The following is a 23080-nucleotide window of genomic DNA, read 5'->3' on the forward strand; positions in this document are numbered from 1 at the left end:
GCAGTCGGCACCGGGCGAAAGGACGGGAATCGTCGGCCAATGCTAGCACCGGCGCGCCGGCCAAGACCATCGGCAGCGGCCGGCGACCGCGCTGGTTGTGTTGTATAGTCAGACGATCATTCCGCGCCTCGAGCAAGAGCCCATGGAAGACGCCGACCTCAACGCCCTGGCGGCGAAGATCGATCAGCTGATCCACCTGGTCGAGCAGCTGAGCCTGGAAAACCACCAACTGCGGGCCAGCGAACAGCAGTGGCGCAGCGAGCGCGCACGCCTGATCGAGCAGAACGAACTGGCCCGGCACACGGTCGAATCGATGATTTCGCGCCTAAAAGCCCTGGAGCAGGACTCATGACCCAGCCGCAGACCGTCACCGTACAGATCCTCGACAAGGACTACCCCATCGCCTGTCCGCCGCAGCAGCGCGCCAACCTGGAAAGCGCCGCGCGCTACGTGGACGGCAAGATGCGCGAGATCCGCAACAGCGGCAAGGTGATCGGCGCCGACCGCATCGCCGTGCTCGCCGCGCTGAACATCGCCCACGAGCTGCTGCAGCGCGGCGCCGCGCCGGCGCAGCCGGCCGCCGGCGACACCCGCGAGCGGGTGCGCGAGCTGCTCGACAAGGTCGACCGCGCCCTGCAGGAGCGACCGCTGGAGCAACAACGGGGATGACAAGCCGGAAGTTTGCGGTAAACTCACCTCCAGCTCCCTGGTGTGTTGGCCAGTCGGTAATGTCCCTGAGCCGATTCACACAACCCGGGGGTTGCGTCTGGAAGCCGGTGTGCATGTCCGCCTGACGGAAAGCCTTAACGCTTCCTGCAACCTCCACCTTGAACTTTCGGGTTCAAGGGCTAATCCGACAGCGGCACTTCGGGGAGTCATGCCTACCTTCGGCCGTCGCCTGCGCACGGCCTGCGGCGACCGCCGCCTGCACTGCCGCTGCCCGTCCACCGACCGCCCGTCCCGGGCGGTCCGTATCCGCCAGCTTCCGCGATGATCCACGCCGACCAGCACTCCCGTCCCGCCCTGCGCCGCCTGCTGCGCGCCAGGCGCCGCGCCCTCAGCCCGGCCGAGCAGCGCCAGGCCGCCCGCGACCTGTACCGCCAGCTGGCCCAGCACCCGCTGTTCCGCCGCGCCCGCCACATCGCCCTGTACCTGCCCAACGACGGCGAGATCGACCCCGTGCACCTGCGGCGCGAGGCGCAGCGCCGCGGCAAGCAGGTCTACCTGCCGCTGCTGGCGCACTGGCCGCGCACGCACATGGTGTTCCAGCGCCTGGAGGCCGGCGAGACGCTGCGCCGCAACCGCTTCCGCATCCCCGAGCCGCAGCCCTGCCCGGCGCGCCAGCGCAAGCCCTGGGCGCTGGACCTGCTGCTGCTGCCGCTGGTGGGCTTCGACGGCGGCGGCGGCCGCCTGGGCATGGGTGGCGGATTCTACGACCGCGCCCTGGCCTACCGCCTGCGCCACCACAACTGGCAGAAGCCGGTGCTGCTCGGCCTGGCGCACGCCTGCCAGCAGGTCGACCGCCTGCCGCTGGAAAGCTGGGACGTGCCGCTGCACGCCACCGTGACCGACCGTGGCTGGCACGCCGGCTGCCGGCGCGAGGAACTGGAAGAGGCGCTCGCCGGCCAGCCGCGGCGCCAGCGCTGAGCGCGGGCGCCGCGCAGGTTCAGCGGAGGCGGGAAGGGATATCGCGGGGCGGCAGCCGACTCACGGCCACCACAGGCTCTGCGCGTAGCTGGTGGTCACCACCCCCAGGCCGAACAGGCAGACCAGCACCCACAGCAGGTCAGGTTTCTTGCGCAGTTGCATCTCGGATGCCTCTCCCTCGCAGGCAAGCAGAAGTGCGATTCGCCGCGACTGGCGAACGGGTCCGGAGTCGGACCGCGCGCATTCTCCGGCAAGCGCGGGCACCATGCAATTTGTCCATGCAACCGGTGGTCGGCTCGACTCCGCCGCGCTCCCGGCCGCCGCGATTCAGGCCGGACGCGGCGCGTAGGCGAACACGTCGGCGCGCATCTGGTGCGCGTCCATGCCGGCCTCAACCAGCGCATCCAGCGTGGCGTAGACCATCGCCGGCGAGCCGCTGGCGTACACATGCAGGCCGCGCAGGTCGGCGAAATCGGCGCGCACCGCCTGGTGCAGCAGGCCGCAGCGCCCGCTCCAGCCGTCGTCCGGCTGCGGGTCGCTGACCACCGGGTGGAGGAACAGGTTGGGCAGGCTCCGCCACTCCTCCCACACCGGCAGGCGGTAGAAGTCCTGCGGGCGGCGCACGCCCCAGTACAAATGCACCGGATGGGCGAAGCCGCTGGCGCGGCAGTGCTCGATCAGGCTGTGCATCTGCGCCAGGCCCGTGCCGGCGGCGAGCAGCAGCAAGGGACCCGCGGGCAACTCGGCCAGGTGGCAGTCGCCGAACGGCAGCTGCACGCGGGCCAGACCGTTCGCGCGGATCTCGTCGAGCAGCGCGCGGGTCGCCTCGTCGCGGGCGAGGATGTGCAGCTCCAGTTCGCGCCCGGCGTGCGGCGCCGAGGCGATGGAGAAGGCCGCCGGGCGCCCCCCGGCGCGCTCGAGCAGCAGGTACTGGCCGGCGTGGTAGCGCGGCGGCTTGCCGGCCGGGGCGCGCAGGCGCAGGCGGAACACGTCGCCGCCGAGCGCCTCGCAGGCCGCCAGCTGGCAGGCCAGCCGGCGCCGCGGCAGCTCGCCGGGGGCCAGCACGCCGTCCCAGTGCAGCACGCAGTCGGTCAGCGGCTCGGCGATGCAGGTGAACAGCTCGCCGTGGTCCAGCTCGGCGCCCTGCTGGCGCACCCGCCCTTCCACCAGCAGCGCGGCACACACGTGGCAGTTGCCGTTGCGGCAGCTCTGCGGGCAGTCGAAGCCCAGGCGCCGCGCGCCGTCGAGAATACGCTCGCCGGGTTGCAGTTCGAGGCTCAGGCCGGAGGGTTGCAGGGTGATGCGCATGGATGACTCCCGTTGCCAAGGTACTGGGTAGGGTGCGCCATGCGCACCACTACCGCCGGCGCAATCCGATGGTGCGCATGGCGCACCCTACACCTCAGTCGATGCCGAGCTGGCTCCACAGCTCGTCGACCCGCGCCACCGTCGCCGGATCGCGCTCGATCGCCCGCCCCCACTCGCGATCGGTCTCGCCGGGCCACTTGTGGGTGGCGTCCAGGCCCATCTTCGAGCCCAGCCCGGACACCGGCGAGGCGAAGTCCAGGTAGTCGATCGGCGTGTTGTCGATCAGCACGGTATCGCGCGAAGGGTCCATGCGCGTGGTGATCGCCCAGATCACGTCGTTCCAGTCGCGGGCGTCGATGTCGTCGTCGGTGACGATGACGAACTTGGTGTACATGAACTGGCGCAGGAACGACCACACGCCGAGCATGACGCGCTTGGCGTGGCCGGGATACTGCTTCCTGATGGTCACCACCGCCATGCGGTACGAGCAGCCTTCCGGCGGCAGGTAGAAGTCGACGATCTCCGGGAACTGCTTCTGCAGGATCGGCACGAACACCTCGTTGAGGGCCACGCCGAGGATCGCCGGCTCGTCCGGCGGGCGGCCGGTGTAGGTGCTGTGGTAGATCGGGTCCTTGCGGTGGGTGATGCGCTCGACGGTGAACACCGGGAAGCGGTCGACCTCGTTGTAGTAGCCGGTGTGGTCGCCGTAGGGACCTTCGTCGGCCATCTCGCCGGGATGGATATGCCCCTCCAGCACGATCTCGGCGTAGGCCGGCACCTGCAGGTCCGAACCGATGGCCTTGACCAGCTCGGTGCGCGAACCGCGCAACAGCCCGGCGAAGGCGTACTCGGAGAGGGTGTCCGGCACCGGGGTGACCGCGCCGAGGATGGTCGCCGGATCGGCGCCCAGCGCCACGCACACCGGGTAGGGCTGGCCCGGATGCTTCTGGCACCACTCGCGGTAGTCCAGCGCGCCGCCGCGGTGGCTCAGCCAGCGCATGATCACCTTGTTGCGGCCGATCACCTGCTGGCGGTAGATGCCGAGGTTCTGGCGCTCCTTGTTGGGCCCGCGGGTGATGGTCAGGCCCCAGGTGATCAGCGGCGCGGCGTCGCCCGGCCAGCAGTGCTGCACCGGGATGCGCGACAGGTCGACGTCGTCGCCTTCGAGCACCACCTCCTGGCAGGGCGCATCCTTGAGAACCTTGGGCGCCATGCTGATGACCTTCTTGAAGATCGGCAGCTTGTTCCAGGCGTCCCTGAGCCCCTTGGGCGGCTCCGGCTCCTTGAGGAAGGCCAGCAGCTTGCCGATCTCGCGCAGCTCGGGGACCGCCTCGGCGCCCATGCCCAGCGCCACCCGCCTGGGCGTGCCGAACAGGTTGCCGAGCACCGGCATGGAAAAGCCAGTGGGCTGCTCGAACAGCAGCGCCGGGCCGCCCTTGCGCAGGGTGCGGTCGCAGATTTCGGTCATTTCCAGCACGGGCGAGACGGGCACCCGGATGCGCTTGAGTTCGCCTTGCGCCTCCAGCCCACGGATGAACTCGCGCAGGTCGCGGTACTGCATGCTTGAGCCTCGGGAAGATTCGGAAGGCGGCCAGTCTAGCGCCGAACGGCATTGCCCGGAAACGACAACGGCCGGGATGGCCGGCCGTTGTGGATACTCCAGGGAGGTGCGCTTACTTGCGCTTCATCGACTGGAAGAATTCCTCGTTGGTCTTGGTGTCCTTCAGACGGTCGAGGAGGAACTCGATGGCGGCGATCTCGTCCATCGGGTGGAGGATCTTGCGCAGGATCCAGATGCGCTGCAGCTCCTCGTCGCCAGTGAGCAGCTCCTCGCGGCGGGTGCCCGAGCGGTTGATGTTGATCGCCGGGAACACGCGCTTCTCGGCGATCTTGCGATCGAGCTGCAGCTCCAGGTTGCCGGTGCCCTTGAACTCCTCGTAGATCACCTCGTCCATCTTCGAGCCGGTCTCCACCAGCGCGGTGGCGAGGATCGTCAGGCTGCCGCCCTCCTCGATGTTGCGCGCCGCGCCGAAGAAGCGCTTGGGCTTCTCCAGGGCGTGGGCGTCGACACCACCGGTGAGCACCTTGCCGGAGCTGGGGATCACGGTGTTGTAGGCGCGCGCCAGGCGGGTGATGGAGTCGAGCAGGATGACCACGTCCTTCTTGTGCTCGACCAGGCGCTTGGCCTTCTCGATGACCATCTCGGCGACCTGCACGTGACGGGCCGGCGGCTCGTCGAAGGTGGAGGCGACCACTTCGCCGCGCACGGTGCGCTGCATCTCGGTCACTTCCTCCGGGCGCTCGTCGATCAGCAGGACGATCAGGTAGCACTCGGGGTTGTTGCGGGTGATGTTGGCGGCGATGTTCTGCAGCATGATGGTCTTGCCCGCCTTCGGCGGGGCGACGATCAGGCCGCGCTGGCCCTTGCCGATCGGTGCGCAGAGGTCGATCACCCGGCCGGTGAGGTCTTCCTTGGAGCCGTTGCCGGCCTCCATCTTCAGGCGCTTGTTGGCGAACAGCGGGGTCAGGTTCTCGAACAGGACCTTGTTCTTGGCGTTCTCCGGGCGGTCGAAGTTGATGGTGTCGACCTTGAGCAGCGCGAAGTAGCGCTCGCCTTCCTTGGGCGGACGGATCTTGCCGACGATGGTGTCGCCGGTGCGCAGGTTGAAGCGGCGGATCTGGCTGGGCGAGACGTAGATGTCGTCCGGGCCGGCCAGGTAGGAGGAGTCCGCGCTGCGCAGGAATCCGAAGCCGTCCTGCAGGATCTCCAGCACGCCGTCACCGGAGATCTCCTCGCCACTTTTCGCGTGCTTCTTCAGCAGGGCGAAGATGATGTCCTGCTTGCGCGACCGGGCCATGTTCTCCAGGCCCATCTGGTCGGCCATTTCCAGCAGTTCGGGAATCGGCTTTTGCTTGAGTTCGGTCAGGTTCATAGGATGAGGTGCAGGTTGGCGAGAAAGAAGGAAAGCTTCGAGCTTCGGGAGCCGCGCCGCGTGAATACGGCAGCTTCACTGCGAGAATTCGGGGCGAGAGGGCGGCGGCTACGGCATGCGGGAGGCAGTCTGATCGCGACTGCTAGCCGAATTTATCACTGCATTCGTGGCAGAGTCTAGCACGCAAGCAGAAAAAACCCCGTCGCGCAACGGGGTTTTTCGAACATCCGGGTCAGATGTTGCTGTCGAGGAAGGCCGCCAGCTGCGACTTGGACAGGGCGCCGACCTTGGTCGCCTCGACGTTGCCGTTCTTGAACAGCATCAGGGTCGGGATGCCGCGTACGCCGAACTTGGCCGGGGTGTCCTGGTTCTCGTCGATGTTCAGCTTGCACACGGTGAGCTTGCCCTGGTAGTCCTTGGCAATCTCGTCCAGCACCGGGGCAATCATCTTGCACGGACCACACCACTCGGCCCAGTAGTCGACCAGCACCGGGCCGTCGGCCTTGAGCACGTCCTGCTCGAAGCTGGCGTCGGTAACGTTGGTGATGAATTCGCTCATGGGGGTTCTCCGTGATAATCGGATGCGAAAAAGTCGCGCCATGATAGCCCCACTCGCCGGCAACCGAAAGGCGGCGGCGATTGCCATTGGCTATGACACGCGCAGGCGGTGCCTATGGCCGGACCGGAGCCGTTGACCGCTGTCACCTGCGCCGGACGGGATTGCTCTATCATGGCAGGATTCTGCCGTTTTGCCGCGAGAAGTCCCGATCATGCCGCACACCCCTGCCCACGCCTTCCCCCTGATCGCCGCCATCGACATCGGCTCCAACAGCATCCACATGGTGCTGGCGCGGGTCGACCAGGGCGAAATCCGCCTGCTCGAGCGTCTGGGCGAGAAGGTGCAGCTGGCCGCCGGCCTCGACGAGCAGCGCAACCTCGACGAGGCGGCGATGGGCCGCGGCCTCGACTGCCTGCGCCGCTTCGCCCAGCTGATCCAGGGCCTGCCGCAGGGCGCGGTGCGCATCGTCGCCACCAACGCCCTGCGCGAGGCGCGCAACCGCGCGGTGTTCATCCGCCGCGCCGAGGAGCTGCTCGGCCACCAGGTGGAGGTGATCTCCGGCCGCGAGGAAGCACGCCTGATCCACCTCGGCGTGTCGCACAGCCTGCCGGTGGCCGAGGGCAAGCGCCTGGTGATCGACATCGGCGGCGGCAGCACCGAGTTCATCATCGGCGAGCGCTTCGAGTCGCTGCTGCGCGAGAGCCAGCAGATGGGCTGCGTCAGCTACAGCAAGCGCTTCTTCGGCGACGGCAAGCTCAGCCTGGCGCGCTATGCCCAGGCCTACACCGCGGCGCGCCTGGAGCTGATGGGCTTCGAGCAGGCGCTGCGCCGGCTCGGCTGGAACGAGGCGGTCGGCTCCTCCGGCACCATCCGCGCCATCAGCCTGGCGCTGCAGGCCGGCGGGCAGACCAACGGCGAGATCACCCCGCAGGGCCTGGCCTGGCTGAAGCGCAAGATCCTCAAGTCCGACAGCCTCGCCGAACTGGCCATCGACGGGGTCAAGCCGGACCGTCAGCCGATCCTGCCGGCGGGCCTGGCGATCCTCGAGGCGACCTTCGACGCCCTCGAGATCCAGTCGATGATCCATGCCGAGGGCGCCCTGCGCGAGGGCGTGCTGTACGACATGATCGGCCGGCAGAGCCACGAGGACGTGCGCGAGCGCACCCTGTCGGCGCTGATGGAGCGCTGCCACGTCGACCTCGACCAGGCCGCGCGGGTGGAGGCCAAGGCGCTGTCGATCCTCGCCCAGGTCGCCGAGCCCTGGGGGCTCAACGACGACTGGCACCGCGAGCTGCTCAGCTGGGGCGCCAAGGTCCACGAGATCGGCCTGGACATCGCCCACTACCACTACCACAAGCACGGCGCCTACATCCTCGAGCACGCCGACCTGCCCGGCTTCTCGCGCCTCGACCAGGAGATGCTGGGCCTGCTGGTGCGCGGCCACCGCCGCAACATCCCGGTGGAGCGCTTCGCCGAGTTCGGCGAGGAAGGCGAGCGCCTGGTGCGCCTGTGCATCGTGCTGCGCTTCGCCATCCTGTTCCACCACATCCGCGGCACCCAGGAAATGCCCGAGGTGACCTTCCACGCCGGCCCGCGCAGCCTGGAGGCGGTGTTCCCGCCCGGCTGGCTGGCCGCCAACCCGCTGACCGAGGCCGACATCGAGGCCGAGGCGCAGTGGCTGGCGCGGGTGGGCTACAAGCTCAGCGGGCGCTGAACAGAGCGCAAGACGAAAGGGGCGACCCCGCGAGGAGTCGCCCCTTTCGTTTGCCGCGCGGATCGCCTCAGCGCGCCAGCGGGCCGCTCAGCTTCTCCACCATCAGCGCCTGGGCGCTGCGCGGGTTCTGGTTGCCGGTCGGCTGCAGGTGCACGTAGCGGCCGTCGCTCTGCAGCACCCAGGCCTGGGTGTTGTCGGCCAGGTAGGCCTCCAGCTCCCTCTTGACCCGGCCGATCAGCTTCTTGCCCTCCAGCGGGAAGCAGGTCTCCACCCGCTTGTCGAGGTTGCGCTCCATCCAGTCGGCGCTGGCCAGGTACAGCTGCTCGTCGCCGTCGTTCTGGAAGTAGTAGGCGCGGCTGTGCTCGAGGAAGCGGCCGATGATCGAGCGCACGTGGATGTTGTGCGATACCCCGGGGATGCCCGGGCGCAGGCAGCACATGCCGCGCACGATCAGGTCGACCCTCACCCCGGTCTGGCTGGCCTTGTACAGCGCCTTGATCATCTTCGGGTCGGTCAGGGCGTTGACCTTGATGATGATGTGCGCCGACTTGCCCTCGCTGGCGTGCTGGGTCTCCCGCGCGATCATGTCGAGCAGGGTCTTCTTCAGGGTGAAGGGCGCATGCAGCAGCTTCTTCATGCGCAGGGTCTTGCCCATGCCGATCAACTGGTTGAACAGCTTGGAGACGTCCTCGCACAGCGCGTCGTCCGAAGTCAGCAGGCTGTAGTCGGTGTACAGGCGGGCGTTGCCGGCGTGGTAGTTGCCGGTGCCGAGGTGGGCGTAGCGCACCAGCTCGCCGTTCTCGCGACGCAGGATCAGCATCATCTTGGCGTGGGTCTTGAAGCCGACCACGCCGTAGATCACCACCGCGCCGGCCTGCTGCAGGCGGCTGGCCAGGGCCAGGTTGGACTCCTCGTCGAAGCGCGCGCGCAGCTCGATCACCGCGGTGACTTCCTTGCCGCTGCGCGCCGCGTCGACCAGCGCGTCGACGATCTCCGAGTTGGCCCCGGAGCGGTACAGGGTCTGCTTGATCGCCAGCACATTGGGGTCCTTGGCCGCCTGGCGCAGCAGGTCGACCACCGGGGTGAACGACTCGAACGGGTGGTAGAGCAGCACGTCCTGCTTGCCGACCACGTTGAACAGCTTCTCGCTGCTCTGCAGCAGCCGGGGAATAACCGGGGTCAGCGGCGTGAACTGCAGCGCCCGCTGGCTTTCCAGGCCGGTGATGGAGAACAGCCGGGTCAGGTTGACCGGGCCGTTGACCCGGTACAGCTCGCTCTCGGCCAGGCCGAACTGCTTGAGCAGGTAGCTGGTGAGGTGCTCGGGACAGTTGTCCGCCACCTCCAGGCGCACCGCGTCGCCGAAGCGCCGCGAGTACAGCTCGCCGCGCAGCGCGCGGGCCAGGTCCTCGACGTCCTCGGCGTCCACCGACAGGTCGGCGTTGCGGGTCAGGCGGAACTGGTAGCAGCCCTTGACGCTCATGCCGTGGAACAGGTCGTCGGCGTGGGCGTGGATCATCGAGGAGAGGAACACGAAGTTGTCGCCGGGGCCGCCCACCTCCTCCGGCACGCGGATCACCCGCGGCAGCAGGCGCGGCGCCGGCAGGATGGCCAGGCCCGAATCGCGGCCGAAGGCGTCGATGCCCTCCAGCTCGACGATGAAGTTCAGGCTCTTGTTGACCAGCAGCGGGAACGGGTGGGTCGGGTCGAGGCCGATCGGCGTCATGATCGGCGCGATCTCCTCGCGGAAATACTTGCGCACCCAGTTCTTGATCTTCAGCGTCCAGTTGCGCCGGCGGATGAAGCGGATCTGGTGCTGCTCCAGCGCCGGCAGCAGCACGTCGTTGAGGATCGCGTACTGGCGCTCGACCTGCTCGTGGACCAGCTCGGAAATCCGCGCCAGCACCTGGTGCGGCTGCAGGCCGTCGGCGCCGGCCAGCTCGCGGGCGAAGGCGACCTGCTTCTTCAGCCCGGCGACGCGGATCTCGAAGAACTCGTCGAGGTTGCTGGAGAAGATCAGCAGGAACTTCAGCCGCTCGAGCAGCGGCACGGACTCGTCGAGCGCCTGCTCCAGCACGCGGATGTTGAACTGCAGCTGCGACAGCTCGCGGTGGATGTACAGGCTGCTGTCGTCGAGGCCGGGTACCGCCGCGACCGACTCCGCGGTGGTCGCGACCTCGGCGACCACGGCTTCGGGCTCTGGCGCAGGCTCGGCCTCGACGGCCGGCGGAACGGAAGCCGCCACGGCTTCCGGCAATTCGCTATCGATGAGTCCTTGAGTGTTCATTGCATCTTCCCGCAGGGACGTCAGCCCTGCTTCAACTGTTGTGCCGCACGCTTGGCGAAGTAGGTGAGGATGCCATCGGCCCCGGCGCGCTTGAACGCTACCAAAGACTCGAGGATCACCGCCTCGGAAAGCCAGCCGTTCTGGATCGCCGCCATGTGCATGGCGTACTCGCCGCTGACCTGATAGACAAAGGTCGGCGCGCGGAATTCGTCCTTCACCCGACGCACGATGTCGAGGTAGGGCATGCCCGGCTTGACCATCACCATGTCGGCGCCTTCGGCCAGGTCGAGGGCCACCTCGTGCAGGGCCTCGTCGCCGTTGGCCGGGTCCATCTGGTAGGTGAACTTGTTGCCGCCCTTGAGGTTGCCGGCCGAGCCGACCGCGTCGCGGAACGGGCCGTAGTAGGCGCTGGCGTACTTGGCCGAGTAGGCCATGATGCGCACGTTGCCATGACCGGCCACCTCCAGCGCCTCGCGGATCGCCTGGATGCGCCCGTCCATCATGTCCGAGGGCGCCACCACCTGGGCGCCGGCCTCGGCGTGGGACAGCGCCTGCCTGACCAGCGCATCGATGGTCACGTCGTTCTGCACGTAGCCGGCGTCGTCGAGGATGCCGTCCTGGCCGTGGGTGGTGAACGGGTCGAGGGCCACGTCGGTGATCACGCCGAGCTCGGGGAAGCGCGCGCGCAGGGCGCGGGTGGCGCGCTGGGCCAGGCCGTCCGGGTTCCACGCCTCCTCGGCGAGCAGCGACTTCTTCTCCAGCGGAGTCACCGGGAACAGCGCCAGCGCCGGAATGCCGAGGGCCACCAGCTCGGCGGCTTCCTCGAGCAGCAGGTCGATGGACAGGCGCTCCACCCCCGGCATCGACTCGACCTGCTCGCGGCGGTTCTCGCCCTCCAGCACGAACACCGGCAGGATCAGGTCGTCGACGGTCAGCACGTTCTCGCGCACCAGGCGGCGGGAGAACTCGTCGCGACGGTTGCGGCGCAGGCGGGTGGCGGGGAACAGGCGATTGGCGGGGGTAAAGCTCACGGCGCACTCCAGGCCCGAAACGGGCACGCTAGACAGTCTATGAAGCAATTGTGACGGAAATGCGACAGCCTGGCCGCAGCACGAGGCGCTGCCGCAGTCGCTCCGACGCCTACCATAGCCCGCCACCGCCCTCCTCGGCCACTGACGCATGGCCGCAGAGCCCCGCTTGCGGCTAGGATGATGGCAATGCCATCGCCTGCGCCGGCCACCGCGCGCAGGTCCGTCCGACATCCCCCAAGGAGTGCCCAGAATGAGCAAGAAGGTTGCCGTGATCCTGTCCGGCTGCGGCGTCTACGACGGTGCCGAGATCCACGAGAGCGTGATCGCCCTGCTGCGCCTCAGCCAGCGCGGCGCCCAGGTGCAGTGCTTCGCCCCGGACATGGCCCAGTACCACGTGGTCAACCACCTGACCGGCCAGGAAATGGCCGAGAGCCGCAACGTGCTGGTGGAATCGGCGCGCATCGCCCGCGGCCAGGTGCGCGACGTGCGCGAGCTGAAGGCCGCCGACTTCGACGCCCTGGTGATCCCCGGCGGCTTCGGCGCGGCGAAGAACCTGTCCGACTTCGCCTTCAAGGGCGCCAGCTGCAGCGTGCGGCCAGACGTGCTGGCCGCCACCCGCGGCTTCGCCGAGGCGCACAAGCCGGTCGGCCTGATCTGCATCGCCCCGGCGATGGCCGCGCGCATCTACGGCGCCGGCGTGCACTGCACCATCGGCCATGACCCGGACACCGCGGCCAAGCTGGCCGACATGGGCGCCGAGCACGTCGAGTGCCCGGTGGAGGACATCGTGGTGGACGAGGCACGCAAGCTGGTCACCACCCCGGCCTACATGCTGGCCAGGTCGCTGGCCGAGGCGGCCAGCGGCATCAACAAGCTGGTCGACCGGGTGCTCGAGCTGGCCTGATCACCTGCAGGGGGCAGGGAGCCTTGCAGGGTGGGCTTTAGCCCACGCAGACCTCCGTTGGTGGGCTAAAGCCCACCCTACGGGCCTTTGCGCCAGGCTCCAACGCCTAACGCAGACATAGCCAATCGATTCGCCCCTACAGCCGCGCCAGGGCGTTGAGCAGGCGGTCCAGCGCGTTGGCGAAGGCCTGGCGGTCCTTCTCGCCGTAGGCCGCCTGGCCGCCGCCGACCTGGCCCTGCTCGCGCAGGTCGGTGAACAGGTTGCGCACCGCCAGGCGCTCGCCCATGTTGCGCTCGTCGAACTCGCGGCCGCGCGGGTCCAGCGCCGCCACGCCCTTCTTCACCAGGCGGTCGGCCAGCGGCACGTCCGAGCAGATCACCAGCTCGCCGGGCACGGCGTGCTCGACCAGGTAGTCGTCGGCGGCATCCGGCCCGCTCGGCACCACGATCAGCCGCACGCAGGCGAACGCCGGCTTGACCTGCGCCTGGCCGGCCACCAGCACCACCTCGAACTTGCGCTTGAGCGCAAACTTCACCACCAGATCCCGCGCCGCCCGCGGGCAGGCGTCGGCATCGATCCACACGCGCATCACCAGTTGCTCCCCCGGCAAAAGACGGCAGTATGCCACCGGGCCGGGGCCGGCGATGGGCATGACAACCGATCTTTGTTAAAGTTCCCGCCGCCGCCTTGACCCTCACGAGGAATCAGGCCCCGCCGCGGCGGAGATGGCACGGAAGCCCAAAGCGCATGCCATGTGGTGACCACACCCCAGCCTCGCCACGAGGCCGGGCTTTCGATTCATGGACGAGAGATCCCCCGATGGCATCCCGTACCCTTCTGGCGCTCGCCCTCTGCGCCACCCTGCCGCTGGCCGGCTGCTCGGCCTTCCGCAGCTACCAAAGCGAACTCACCCAGACCAGCCAGCACCTGTCGAGCGGCGACGTGCCCGCCGCCCTGGCCCTGCTGGAGAAGAACAACAGCTCCGCCGACAAGGACCTCCTCTACTACTTCGAGAAGGGCGAACTGCTGCGCGCCCAGGGCGACCTCGCCGGCAGCCAGGAAGCCTGGCGCAGCGCCGACCGCACCATCGTCGAGTGGGAGGACTCGCTCAAGGCCGATCCGGGCAAGCATCTCGGCACGGTCGGCAGCCTGCTGGTCAACGACAAGGTACGCCGCTACGAGGGCTACGACTACGAGAAGGTCATGCTGACCACCCAGATGGCCCTCAGCCACCTGGCCCTCGGCGACTTCGACGGCGCCCGCACCGAGATCAAGAAGACCCACGAGCGCGAGGCGCTGATCGCCGAGCTGCGCGACAAGGAATACCTCAAGCGCGAGGAGGAGGCCAAGGAGAAAGGCATCACCGCCGAGTTCAAGGATCTGCAGGGCTATCCGGTGGAAACCCTCGACGCTCCGGAAGTGCTCGGCCTGAAGAACAGCTACCAGAGCGCCTTCAGCCACTACCTGTCCGGCTTCGTCTACGAGGCGCTCGGCGAGCGCGGGCTGGCAGCGCCCGGCTACCGCAAGGCCCTCGAACTGCGCCCGAATACCCCCCTGCTGGAGCAGGCGCTGCTCGACCTCGACGCCAGCGCCCGCCGCAAGGCCGACGAGAGCGAGGTGCTGCTGGTGGTGCAGAGCGGCCTGGCACCGAGCCGCGACTCGGTACGCATCCCCCTGCCGATCCCGACCCCCAACGGCCTGATCATCACCCCGCTGTCCTTCCCGGTGATCCGCGAGGACAACTCGACCCCGGCTCCCGCCAGCCTGGTCGTCGCCGGCCGGACGGTCGACCTGACCGAGCTGAACAGCACCTCGGCCATGTCGCGCCGCGCCCTGCGCGACGACATGCCCGGCATCATCCTGCGCACCAGCGTGCGCGCCATCAGCCGCAGCGTCGCGCAGAAGCAGCTCAACGAGGTCAATCCGCTGGCCGGCCTGGCCGTGGGCCTGGCCTCGGCCATCACCGAAGGCGCCGACGAGCGCACCTGGCGCACCCTGCCGGACCGCACACGCATCGCCCGCCTGCGCCTGAAGAAGGGCGAGCACGAGCTGAACCTTGACGGCCACCCGCTACACGTCAAGGTCGAGCGCGACTACCAGGTCATCACCCTGCGCAGCGTCGGCAACCAGCTGTTCAGCGCCGGCACCGCCACCCCCGCCAGCCCCATGCAGACCGCCGCCCGCTAAGGAGCCCCCATGAAACGCAACATTTTCGCCGCCCTCGGCCTGGCCCTGCTGGCCGGCTGCGCCACGCCGCCGCCGGCACCGGGCAGCGCGGCCAGCAAGGTGGTGTCGCTGGGCAGCATGGAGCACATCGAGGTCGGCGCCATGCGCGTCGCCCGCGAGAACGGCTTCCTCACCGTCAAGGTCGAGCTGCGCAACGACAGCCACAAGAACAAGGGCATGTACTACCGCTTCGCCTGGCTGGGCGACGACGGCTTCCCGGTCGCCGGCGAGGAAGCCTGGAAGAGCCTGACCCTGTACGGCAAGCAGGTCAGCTACCTCCCGGCCATCGCCCCGGTGCCGCAGGCCACCGACTTCCGCCTGGAAGTCCAGACCCCGGAAAACTCCGTCAACCTGTTCCGCTAAGAGAGAGTCCCCATGCCGTTCGCACGCCTGTCCCTCGTCGCCGCCTTCGCCCTGCTGGCCAGCGGCTGCGCCTCCACCTCCTCGCCGGTGCTGGGCGGTGGCAACATCAGCTACGGCGACAGCAAGGCCGTCGAGCTGGTCACCAACGAGTTCGGCTCCACCGACCTGCAGACCATCGCCGAATCCATGACCCGCTCGCTGGCCCAGTCCGGCGTGCTGCAGGGTCGCCCGGTGGTGCAGGTCTACGACGTGAAGAACAAGACCAGCGAATACATCGACACCCGCGAGATCACCACCTCGATCAAGACCCAGCTGCTCAAGTCCGGCGTGGCGCGCTTCGCCAGCGACAACGTCGACATGCAGAGCCAGGTCGACCAGCTCAAGCTGCAGAACCAGAGTGGCCTGTACAAGAACGCCACCGTGGCCAAGACCGGCAACATGGTGGCCGCCAAGTACCGCCTGGAGGGCTCGATCAGCTCCATCGTCAAGCGCAGCAACGACTACAAGGACGTGTTCTACAAGTTCAGCCTGCAGTTGGTCGAGGTCGAGAGCGGCCTGGCCGAGTGGATGGACGAGAAGGAAATCCGCAAGACCACGGAGCGCTAGAGCATGCGAGCATCGATAGCACTGATCGCGCTGGGACTGAGCCTGGCCTGCCAGGCGGAACCGAAGATCGCGGTCACCGACCTGGCCTACGAGGAGCAGGTGCGCGAACAGATCCGCACCGTCAATGCCCACAGCCATATGCAGGCCAACGGCTTCGCCACCAGCGCCACCTCCAGCTACGAGGAGGTCGAGGACGTGCGCAAGTACATCGAGCGCGGCGAGCTGCGCAAGTTCACCGGCGACATCAAGGGCGAGATCCTCCGCTCCGGCCTGTTCCAGCTGGTGCAGGGGCGTCCGCACAGCGGCGTGGAGAACGGCGAAGGCCTGCACGACGTGATCCAGCGCATCGAGCTGGGCCAGTTCGAAGGGGCCGACTATGTGCTGTTCGGCAGCCTCTCGGACATCGACTTCCGCGAGGACCTCAACGACATCGCCAACACCGACAGCTACTCGAAGGTGCTCGGCCTGACCCTGGTGGCCGACTTCAGCCTGATCGACACCCGCACCCACGAGGTGACTGCGGCCTTCACCGCCATGGGCGAGGCGCAGGACGTGCGGCTGGTGAACGGCAACGACATCCGCGCCACACCCAACCGCGGCCGGGTGATGCGCGAGGTGTCGAAGTCGATCGGCGAGGACGTGACCCGTCAGCTCAAGGAGCAGCTGCTCGGCGAGTACGACGACGGCACCGACGTCCAGTCGGGGTCCGGCCAGCTGCCGCCGGACGAGCCACCGCGCATCCTGCGCTGAAACGGCAAGGGCGACCCGCGGGTCGCCCTCGCTTTTGGCGCGCGGCCGGGGCTGGCCACGCCTCGGGCGTTCACGCCAGCTCGCGCCCCCGCGCGCCCAGCCGGCTGCGCCCGTAGAACACGGCGATGGCCAGCAGCGCCAGGGCCTGGGCACCGAGGCTCAGGGCGTCGGGATGGATGCCCAGCCAGTCGAGCTCGACGAAGCGCAGCGGATGCAGGCCGAACACGCCGGCCTCCTGCAGGGCGGCGACGCCATGCCCGGCGAACACCACCGACAGCGCGCAGAGCAGCACGGCGTTGATGGCGAAGAAGGTGCCCAGCGGCAGCCGCTGCGAACCGCGCAGGATCACCCAGGCCAGGCCGAGCAGCAGCACCAGGGCGGCGCCGGCGCCGGCCAGCACCATGCCGTGGCCGGCAGCGCCGGCCTGCAGCCAGAGGGTCTCGTAGAACAGGATGACCTCGAACAGTTCGCGGTAGATCGACACGAAGGCCAGCACGGCGAAGCCCAGGCGCCCGCCGCTGCCGAGCAGGCTGCTGCTGATGTGCGCCTGCCAGGCCGCGGCATGCCGGCGGTCGTGCATCCACACGCCGACCCACAGCAGCACCACGCTGGCGAACAGCGCCGAGCCGCCTTCCAGCAGCTCGCGCTGCGCGCCGCTGACCTCGATCACCCAGGCGGCCAGCCCCCAGCTGGCGACGCCGGCGAGCAGCGCCAGGCCCCAGCCGAGGTGCACGCTGCGCACGGCCTGCTGCTGGCCGGTGTTGCGCAGGTAGGCGAGGATCGCCGCCAGCACCAGGATCGCTTCGATACCCTCGCGCAGCAGGATCAGCAGGCTGGACAGGAAGCTCAGCGAGGCGGACAGGCCGTCGCCGCCGAGCAGCTCGGCGCAGCGCGCCAGTTCGGCCTTGGCGGCCTCCAGGCGCGGCGCCAGGCGGGTGGCCGGCAGGCCGTCCTGCAGGCCCTGGCGGTAGGCCATCAGCGCCCGCTCGGTGGCCTTGCGCTGCGCGCCGTCGACATTGTCCAGGGCGCTCTCCACCAGCTCGAAGCCTTCCAGGTAGGCGGCCACCGCCAGGTCGTAGGCCTGGTCGCGCTGGCCGTCGCGATAGGCGGCCAGGCTCTGTTCGAGGGTGTCGCGGGAGAAGTCGAGCAGCTGCTGGGTGCTGCGCTGCGGCTGCGGCGGCGCCGCTCGCTGGGCGCGCAGGGCAGCCGCCGCGGCAGGCCCCTGCTCGGCCGCGACCTGCTGCGGGGTCTGCCCGGCCAGTTGCTCGAGGCTGAAGGTCGCCCCGCGTGCCGCAGCGGGATCGGCGCTGAAGCCGGCGACATGGCTGGCCAGATCCCAGCGCGCGCGCTCGTCGAGCTGCGCGGCGAAGGCCGGCATGTCGGTGCCCTCCACGCCGAGGCCGATGCTGTTGTACAGGTCGTAGAGGCTCAGGCTGTCCATCCGCGCGGCATTGCGCATGTTCGCCGGCGGCGGCTCGAGGCCGATCCCCGCCGGGCCGTCGCCGAGCCCGCCCTCGCCGTGGCAGACGCTGCAGTGCTGGGCGAACAGCGCCGCGCCGCGCGCCGGGTTGGGAGTGATGCGCGGAGTCAGGCTGATCCGGTAGCTCGCCACCAGATCGGCGGCCAGCTGGCGTGCCTGGTCGGCCACCGCGGCGCCGTCGCGGCGCTCGCGGATGCTGTCGCCGAGACGGGCGACGCCCTGCAGCAGGCCATCCTTGCCGGCGTTGGCCGGCAGCGCGGCGACCAGCCCGGCCAGCACGCCATGGAACTCCAGCTGCTCCTGGTATTCGCCGCTGTCGACCACCTGGCCGGCGGCCACCGTGGCCGGGTAGTCGGCGCCCAGGTAGCTCAGCAGGTGCAGGGCCTGGGCGGCGCCCTCGGGTTCGGCGAGGGCCATCAGGCTGCACAGCGCCAGCACGGGCAGCAGCAGCCAGCTCAGAAATCGCTTGCGGGTAAGCATGAGTGAATCCCAAATGAGAACAAATGCCATTGCCCTTTTACGCCTCATTGCGGCGTCACTCAAGGGCCGTCCCGGCCAGCGGCTGCGACGATTCGCCGCGAAAGTCCTCAGGCCGGCGCGCGGCGCACCAGCGACAGCAGGCCCGCGGCGGCGACGAACAGGCTGGCGAAGGTGCGGTTGAGCAGGCGCTGCTGGCGCGGCGTGCGCAGCAGGCGCAGGACCCGCGCGGCCAGTCCGGTGTAGCCGGCCATCACCACCAGGTCGACGGCGATCATGGTCGCCGCCATGGCCAGGTACTGGGCCAGCAGCGGACGGGCCGGGTCGAGGAACTGCGGCAGCACGGCGAGGATGAACACGATGGCCTTGGGGTTGCTGGCGTTGACCACGAAGCCGCGCAGCACCAGGGTCAGCGGCCGGCCGAGCGGGCGTCCGCCGTTCTCGGTGGCCAGCTCGCCGACCGGCGCGCACCACTGCTTCCAGCCCAGATAGGCCAGGTAGGCGACGCCGAACCACTTGATCGCTGCGAAGGCCAGCTCGGAGGTGGCGAGGATGGCACCGACGCCGGCGGCGACGATGGCGATCTGCAGGGCCAGCGCCAGCTGCAGGCCGATGGCGTTCCAGTAGCCGCGGCGGAAGCCGTAGTTGAGGCCGCTGGACATCGAGGCGATGGCGCCGGCGCCGGGCGACAGGCTGATCACCCAGCAGGCGGCGAAGAAGGCAAGCCAGGTTTCCAGGCTCATGGGGCATTCTCCGGTAGAGGATGGCGGAAACGACGCCGGCCCATGACGGGCCGGCGCGGGTACAGCATGGCATGCGGACAGGCTTCGGCCTACCCCGCCAGCACTCAGTCCGGCAGGTCCTTGTGCAGCTTGACCGGCTCCTTGAGCTTGCGCTTCATCGCGGTGCGCATGCGGATGTTGAGCGCCTCGACGCCCAGCGAGAAGGCCATGGCGAAGTAGACGTAGGCCTTGGGCACGTGCACATCGAACGCCTCGGCGACCAGCAGGGTGCCGACCACGATGAGGAACGACAGGGCGAGAATCTTCAGCGACGGGTGCTTCTCGATGAAGTCGCTGATGGTGCCGGCGGCCAGCATCATCACCAGCACGGCGATGATGATCGCGGCGACCATCACCGGCACGTTCGACACCAGGCCGACCGCGGTGATCACCGAGTCCAGCGAGAAGATGATGTCGATCACCGCGATCTGCAGGATCACGCTCATGAAGGCGGCCTTCTTCACGCCGCCCTCCTCGCCCGCTTCCTCCTCGCCCTCGACGCTGTGCCAGATCTCCATGGTGCTCTTGAACAGCAGGAACAGGCCGCCGAAGAACAGGATCAGATCGCGGCCGGAGACGCCCTGCTCGAACACGGTGAACAGGTCGGCGGTCAGGCGCATCACCCAGGCGATCGACAGCAGCAGCAGGATGCGCGTGCCCATGGCCAGCGCCAGGCCGAAGAAGCGCGCCTTGGCCTGCTGCTCCCTGGGCAGGCGGCCGACCAGGATCGAGATGAAGATGATGTTGTCGATGCCGAGGACGATCTCCAGGGCGGTCAGAGTGAGGAAAGCAACCCAGATTTCCGGGCTAGTCAGCCATTCCATGATGGTTCAGGTCTCGTTGGGGGTAGTGGTTGGAGTGAGTTGATGTTCGGTCCCGCGCCAGCGGCGCACGACCTTCTGGAAGAACAGGCTGTTGGGGATCTGCACCAGCGCGCCGCTGCCGTTCTCGGCGTCTTCCTCCAGCGTGGTGTACAGCAGGTTGATGGCGATCACCCGGCCCTTGGCGCCGGGCTTGTCCGCGGCCTCCAGCACCTCGACGCGATCGCCCAGGCGGAACGGCCCGATGGTGAAGATCAGCACCGCGCAGAACAGGTTGGACAGCACGCTCCACACGGCGAAGAAGGCCACCGCGGCCACCGCGACGAAGCCGGAGAAGGCCGCCCACAGCACGCCGGCGGACACGCCCAGGTGCTCCAGCGCCAGCATCAGCGCGCTGCCCATGATCAGCCAGCGCAGGGCGCCGCGCAGCGGCAGCAGCAACTCGCCGGGCAGGTGGTAGCGGTTGGCCAGACGGGTCAGGCCGCGCGCCACCAGGCGCTGCAGCACGTAGCCGGCGAGCAGGATCAGCAGGATCTGCCCGCCGAGCAGCAGGGTTTCGCTCCAGGCGCCCAGCCACTGCGCCAGCCAGACCTTCACGCCGCGCCTCCCAGCTCGGCTTCCAGCGCCTCCAGTTCCTCGAGGGCCAGCAGCCAGGCCTCCTCCAGCTCGGCCTCGCGGGTCTTGAGGGTCGCCTGCTCGGCCAGCAGGGTGCGCAGCTCGTCCTTGCGCGCCGCCTCGTAGAGGGCGCTGTCGCCCAGGCGGGTTTCCAGCGCGGCCAGTTTCTCCTGCACGCCGCCGAGTTCCTTCTCCAGCTTGTCGGCCGCCTTCTTGCGCGGCGCCAGCTGCTGGCGCAGGGCGGCGGCGGCCTGGCGCTGGGCACGCTTGTCGGTCCTGTCGGCGCCCGGCGCCGCCTCGACCACCGGCTGCTGGCGGGCGCGGTAGTCGACCAGCCAGCGGCTGTAGTCGTCGAGGTCGCCGTCGAAGGCCTGCACGCGGCCGTCGGCCACCAGCAGGAACTCGTCGGTGGTGCTCTTCAGCAGGTGGCGGTCGTGCGACACCACCAGCACCGCGCCCTCGAAGTCCTGCAGGGCCAGGGTCAGCGCCAAGCGCATCTCCAGGTCGAGGTGGTTGGTCGGTTCGTCGAGCAGCAGCAGGTTGGGCTTCTGCCAGGCGATCAGCGCCAGCGCCAGGCGCGCCTTCTCGCCGCCGGAGAAGTTGACCACCGGCTCGTCGCAGCGCGGCCCGCGGAAGTCGAAGCCGCCGAGGAAGTCGCGCAGGGTCTGCTCGCGCTCGCCCGGAGCGATGCGCGCCAGGTGCAGCAGCGGGCTGGCCTTGGGGTCCAGCGAGTCGAGCTGGTGCTGGGCGAAGTAGCCGACCGCGAGGTTCTCGCCGCAGGTCAGGCGCCCGCCCAAAGGCTGCAGCTCGCCGGCCAGGGTCTTGATCAGGGTCGACTTGCCGGCGCCGTTGGGGCCGAGCAGGCCGATGCGCGCGCCGGGCACCAGCTGCAGCTTGACCTTCTCCAGCACCGCCCTGTCGCCGTAGCCGAGGCAGCCCTCGGCCAGATCGAGCAGCGGGCTGGAGACCTTGTCGGCCTCGCGGAAGCGGAAGTCGAACGGCGAGTCGATGTGCGCCGGCGCCAGTTCCTCGAGGCGCTCCAGCGCCTTGATGCGGCTCTGCGCCTGACGGGCCTTGCTGGCCTTGGCCTTGAAGCGGCGGATGAAGTCTTCCATGTGCGCGCGCTGCGCCTGCTGCTTCTCGTAGGCCTGCTGCTGCTGGGCCAGGCGTTCGACGCGGGTGCGCTCGAAGGCCGAGTAGCCGCCGCGATAGAGGGTCAGTTTCTGCTGCTCGAGGTGCACCACGTGGTCGACCACCGCATCGAGGAAGTCCCGGTCATGGGAAATCAGCAGCAGGGTACCGGGGTAGCCTTTCAGCCAGCTTTCCAGCCAGAGGATGGCGTCGAGGTCGAGGTGGTTGGTCGGCTCGTCGAGCAGCAGCAGCTCGGACGGACACATCAGCGCCTGCGCCAGGTTGAGGCGCATGCGCCAACCGCCGGAAAAGTCGCCGACCGCGCGCTCCATCTGCGCGCTGTCGAAGCCGAGGCCGGCCAGCAGCTTGCGCGCGCGGGCGTCGGCCGTGTAGCCGTCGGCGCTGTCGAACTCGCTGTGCAGGCGGGCCAGGGCATGGCCGTCGTGGGCCGCCTCGGCCGCCGCCAGCTCGGCCTGGATGCGGCGCAGGTTGCTGTCGCCATCCAGCACGTAGTCCACCGCGCGGCGCTCGAGGGTATCGACCTCCTGGCGCATGTGGGCGATGCGCCAGTCCGCCGGCAGCAGGCAGTCGCCGCCGTCGGCGTGCAGTTCGCCGCGCAGCAGGGCGAACAGGCTGGATTTGCCGGCGCCGTTGGCGCCGACGAGACCGACCTTCTGGCCGGGATGCAGGGTCAGCTCGGCGCCGTCGAGCAGACGCTGCGGGCCACGCTGCAGGATAAGATTCTGGAGTCGGATCATGATCGTGAGAGAGGATTCAGCGGTGGCGAAGTCTACCAGCTTCCCCCGTCCCTCGCCCGGAGGCCAGCATGCAGCAATCGTTATGGGATTTTTCCGTGGCGCTCTACGCCCGCCCGGGGGTGGCCGAGCTGTGCCTGCGCCTGCAGGACGAACGCGACGCCGACGTCTGCCTGCTGCTCGCCGCGCTGTGGCTGGAGCGGCGCCGGGTGGATGTCGCGGCGGAGCGGGTCGCCGCCCTCCGCGATCAGGCGGGGCCCTGGCAACGGACGGTCACCCTGCCCCTGCGCCGGCTGCGGCGCGCCTGGAAGGCGCCGGCGGCGGACGACCCGACGCTGGCCGAGCTGCGCCGGCAGCTGGCGGAGCTGGAACTGCAGGCCGAACGCCTGCTGCTGGAGCGGCTGCAGGCGCTGGCGGAGGACTGGCCGGCGACACCGAGCGCCGAGCCGGGCGCCTGGCTCGCGGCCCTGGCGCCCGAGTGCCGCGACGCGCTGGCGGCGCTGCGCGTCGCGGCCGGTACTCCTCAGTCCTGAGCGGACGGCTCAGCGGCGGGTGCCGCGGCAGCCGGCTTGCGCGCGGCCGGCTTGGCGGGCTTGTTCGCCGGCTTGGCGCCGGCAGCGGGCTTGCCGGCCGGGGCGCTGCGCTTGCGCGCCGGCTTGGCTGCAGGCGGGATGGCCGGCACCTCGGCGGCGGG

General features: G+C 69.1%; 22 protein-coding genes and 1 other RNA gene. 11 read left to right on the top strand and 12 right to left on the bottom strand.

Features of this window, described 5'->3' with window-relative positions; genetic code table 11:
- Positions 1-142 precede the first annotated feature (142 nt).
- From RA210_RS12775 to RA210_RS12790, 4 genes are all read left to right on the top strand, one after another.
- Positions 143-352 carry a TIGR02449 family protein gene (locus RA210_RS12775; RefSeq protein WP_136490382.1) on the top strand — a complete coding sequence of 70 codons (210 nt, stop codon included), beginning with the start codon at positions 143-145 and terminating at the stop codon, positions 350-352.
- Complete coding sequence (locus RA210_RS12780; protein ID WP_136490381.1) at positions 349-669, top strand: cell division protein ZapA; 321 nt, start codon at positions 349-351, stop codon at positions 667-669. Before RA210_RS12775 ends, RA210_RS12780 begins: the two co-directional genes overlap by 4 nt.
- A 31-nt stretch (positions 670-700) precedes the next feature.
- Positions 701-878, top strand: a non-coding RNA gene (ssrS, locus tag RA210_RS12785) — 6S RNA.
- 112 nt (positions 879-990) lie between these two features.
- A complete protein-coding gene (locus tag RA210_RS12790) occupies positions 991-1647 on the top strand; it encodes a 5-formyltetrahydrofolate cyclo-ligase (protein WP_201486701.1) in 657 nt (218 codons plus the stop codon).
- Positions 1648-1974: 327 nt separating this feature from the next.
- Here RA210_RS12790 and RA210_RS12795 read toward each other — a convergent pair whose 3' ends face one another.
- From RA210_RS12795 to trxA, 4 genes are all read right to left on the bottom strand, one after another.
- Entirely contained in the window at positions 1975-2955 is a 981-nt protein-coding gene (locus RA210_RS12795) for a CDP-6-deoxy-delta-3,4-glucoseen reductase (protein WP_201486702.1), read from the bottom strand.
- 94 nt (positions 2956-3049) lie between these two features.
- Positions 3050-4516, bottom strand: coding sequence for a 4-hydroxy-3-polyprenylbenzoate decarboxylase (gene ubiD, locus RA210_RS12800; RefSeq protein WP_201486703.1), 1467 nt, complete (start codon positions 4514-4516; stop codon positions 3050-3052).
- Between the two features lie 112 nt (positions 4517-4628).
- Positions 4629-5888, bottom strand: coding sequence for a transcription termination factor Rho (gene rho, locus RA210_RS12805; RefSeq protein WP_136491241.1), 1260 nt, complete (start codon positions 5886-5888; stop codon positions 4629-4631).
- A 232-nt stretch (positions 5889-6120) separates the two neighbouring features.
- A complete protein-coding gene (gene trxA / locus RA210_RS12810) occupies positions 6121-6447 on the bottom strand; it encodes a thioredoxin TrxA (protein ID WP_136491240.1) in 327 nt (108 codons plus the stop codon).
- Positions 6448-6658: 211 nt separating this feature from the next.
- Here trxA and ppx point away from each other — a divergent pair, with 211 nt between their 5' ends.
- Positions 6659-8161 carry an exopolyphosphatase gene (gene ppx, locus RA210_RS12815; protein ID WP_136491239.1) on the top strand — a complete coding sequence of 501 codons (1503 nt, stop codon included), beginning with the start codon at positions 6659-6661 and terminating at the stop codon, positions 8159-8161.
- Positions 8162-8228: 67 nt separating this feature from the next.
- On the opposite strand, the gene ppk1 is transcribed toward ppx, so the two are convergent.
- Entirely contained in the window at positions 8229-10445 is a 2217-nt protein-coding gene (gene ppk1, locus RA210_RS12820; protein ID WP_201486704.1) for a polyphosphate kinase 1, read from the bottom strand.
- A gap of 20 nt (positions 10446-10465) precedes the next feature.
- Positions 10466-11476: a porphobilinogen synthase gene (gene hemB / locus RA210_RS12825; RefSeq protein WP_136491237.1), complete on the bottom strand. Its 1011-nt coding sequence runs from the start codon at positions 11474-11476 to the stop codon at positions 10466-10468.
- 250 nt (positions 11477-11726) lie between these two features.
- Here hemB and elbB point away from each other — a divergent pair, with 250 nt between their 5' ends.
- The gene (elbB, locus tag RA210_RS12830) at positions 11727-12380 is read left to right on the top strand and encodes an isoprenoid biosynthesis glyoxalase ElbB (protein WP_201486705.1); all 654 of its coding nucleotides are present in this window, start codon (positions 11727-11729) and stop codon (positions 12378-12380) included.
- Positions 12381-12516: 136 nt separating this feature from the next.
- Here the strand turns inward: elbB and RA210_RS12835 are convergent, their stop codons facing one another.
- Positions 12517-12969 carry a YaiI/YqxD family protein gene (locus RA210_RS12835; RefSeq protein ID WP_136491244.1) on the bottom strand — a complete coding sequence of 151 codons (453 nt, stop codon included), beginning with the start codon at positions 12967-12969 and terminating at the stop codon, positions 12517-12519.
- Positions 12970-13199: 230 nt separating this feature from the next.
- On the opposite strand from RA210_RS12835, the gene RA210_RS12840 reads away from it, so the two are divergent.
- From RA210_RS12840 to RA210_RS12855, 4 genes are read left to right on the top strand one after another with little or no spacing between them, the layout of a single operon-like run.
- Positions 13200-14567 (top strand): COG3014 family protein, encoded by a 1368-nt coding sequence (locus RA210_RS12840; protein ID WP_201486706.1) that lies wholly within the window; start codon positions 13200-13202, stop codon positions 14565-14567.
- A 9-nt stretch (positions 14568-14576) separates the two neighbouring features.
- Complete coding sequence (locus tag RA210_RS12845; RefSeq protein ID WP_136491234.1) at positions 14577-14969, top strand: YcfL family protein; 393 nt, start codon at positions 14577-14579, stop codon at positions 14967-14969.
- 12 nt (positions 14970-14981) lie between these two features.
- Entirely contained in the window at positions 14982-15575 is a 594-nt protein-coding gene (gene lpoB / locus RA210_RS12850) for a penicillin-binding protein activator LpoB (RefSeq protein WP_136491233.1), read from the top strand.
- A 3-nt stretch (positions 15576-15578) separates the two neighbouring features.
- Positions 15579-16325: a penicillin-binding protein activator LpoB gene (locus RA210_RS12855; RefSeq protein WP_201486707.1), complete on the top strand. Its 747-nt coding sequence runs from the start codon at positions 15579-15581 to the stop codon at positions 16323-16325.
- Between the two features lie 70 nt (positions 16326-16395).
- Here the strand turns inward: RA210_RS12855 and RA210_RS12860 are convergent, their stop codons facing one another.
- From RA210_RS12860 to RA210_RS12880, 5 genes are all read right to left on the bottom strand, one after another.
- Complete coding sequence (locus RA210_RS12860; protein ID WP_201486708.1) at positions 16396-18285, bottom strand: FTR1 family protein; 1890 nt, start codon at positions 18283-18285, stop codon at positions 16396-16398.
- A 107-nt stretch (positions 18286-18392) separates the two neighbouring features.
- Positions 18393-19025 (bottom strand): LysE family transporter, encoded by a 633-nt coding sequence (locus tag RA210_RS12865; RefSeq protein WP_201486709.1) that lies wholly within the window; start codon positions 19023-19025, stop codon positions 18393-18395.
- A 104-nt stretch (positions 19026-19129) separates the two neighbouring features.
- On the bottom strand, positions 19130-19888 hold the full coding sequence (locus tag RA210_RS12870) for a TerC family protein (protein ID WP_201486710.1): 759 nt from the start codon (positions 19886-19888) through the stop codon (positions 19130-19132).
- A gap of 6 nt (positions 19889-19894) precedes the next feature.
- Positions 19895-20482, bottom strand: a complete 588-nt coding sequence (locus RA210_RS12875) for a mechanosensitive ion channel domain-containing protein (RefSeq protein ID WP_136491699.1) — start codon at positions 20480-20482, stop codon at positions 19895-19897.
- On the bottom strand, positions 20479-22389 hold the full coding sequence (locus RA210_RS12880; protein ID WP_201486711.1) for an ATP-binding cassette domain-containing protein: 1911 nt from the start codon (positions 22387-22389) through the stop codon (positions 20479-20481). Before RA210_RS12880 ends, RA210_RS12875 begins: the two co-directional genes overlap by 4 nt.
- 68 nt (positions 22390-22457) lie before the next feature.
- On the opposite strand from RA210_RS12880, the gene RA210_RS12885 reads away from it, so the two are divergent.
- A complete protein-coding gene (locus RA210_RS12885; RefSeq protein ID WP_201486712.1) occupies positions 22458-22919 on the top strand; it encodes a TIGR02444 family protein in 462 nt (153 codons plus the stop codon).
- Positions 22920-23080: the final 161 nt, after the last annotated feature.

Source organism: Pseudomonas sp. OF001 (assembly GCF_904426495.1).
In the GTDB taxonomy this organism is placed as follows: domain Bacteria; phylum Pseudomonadota; class Gammaproteobacteria; order Pseudomonadales; family Pseudomonadaceae; genus Geopseudomonas.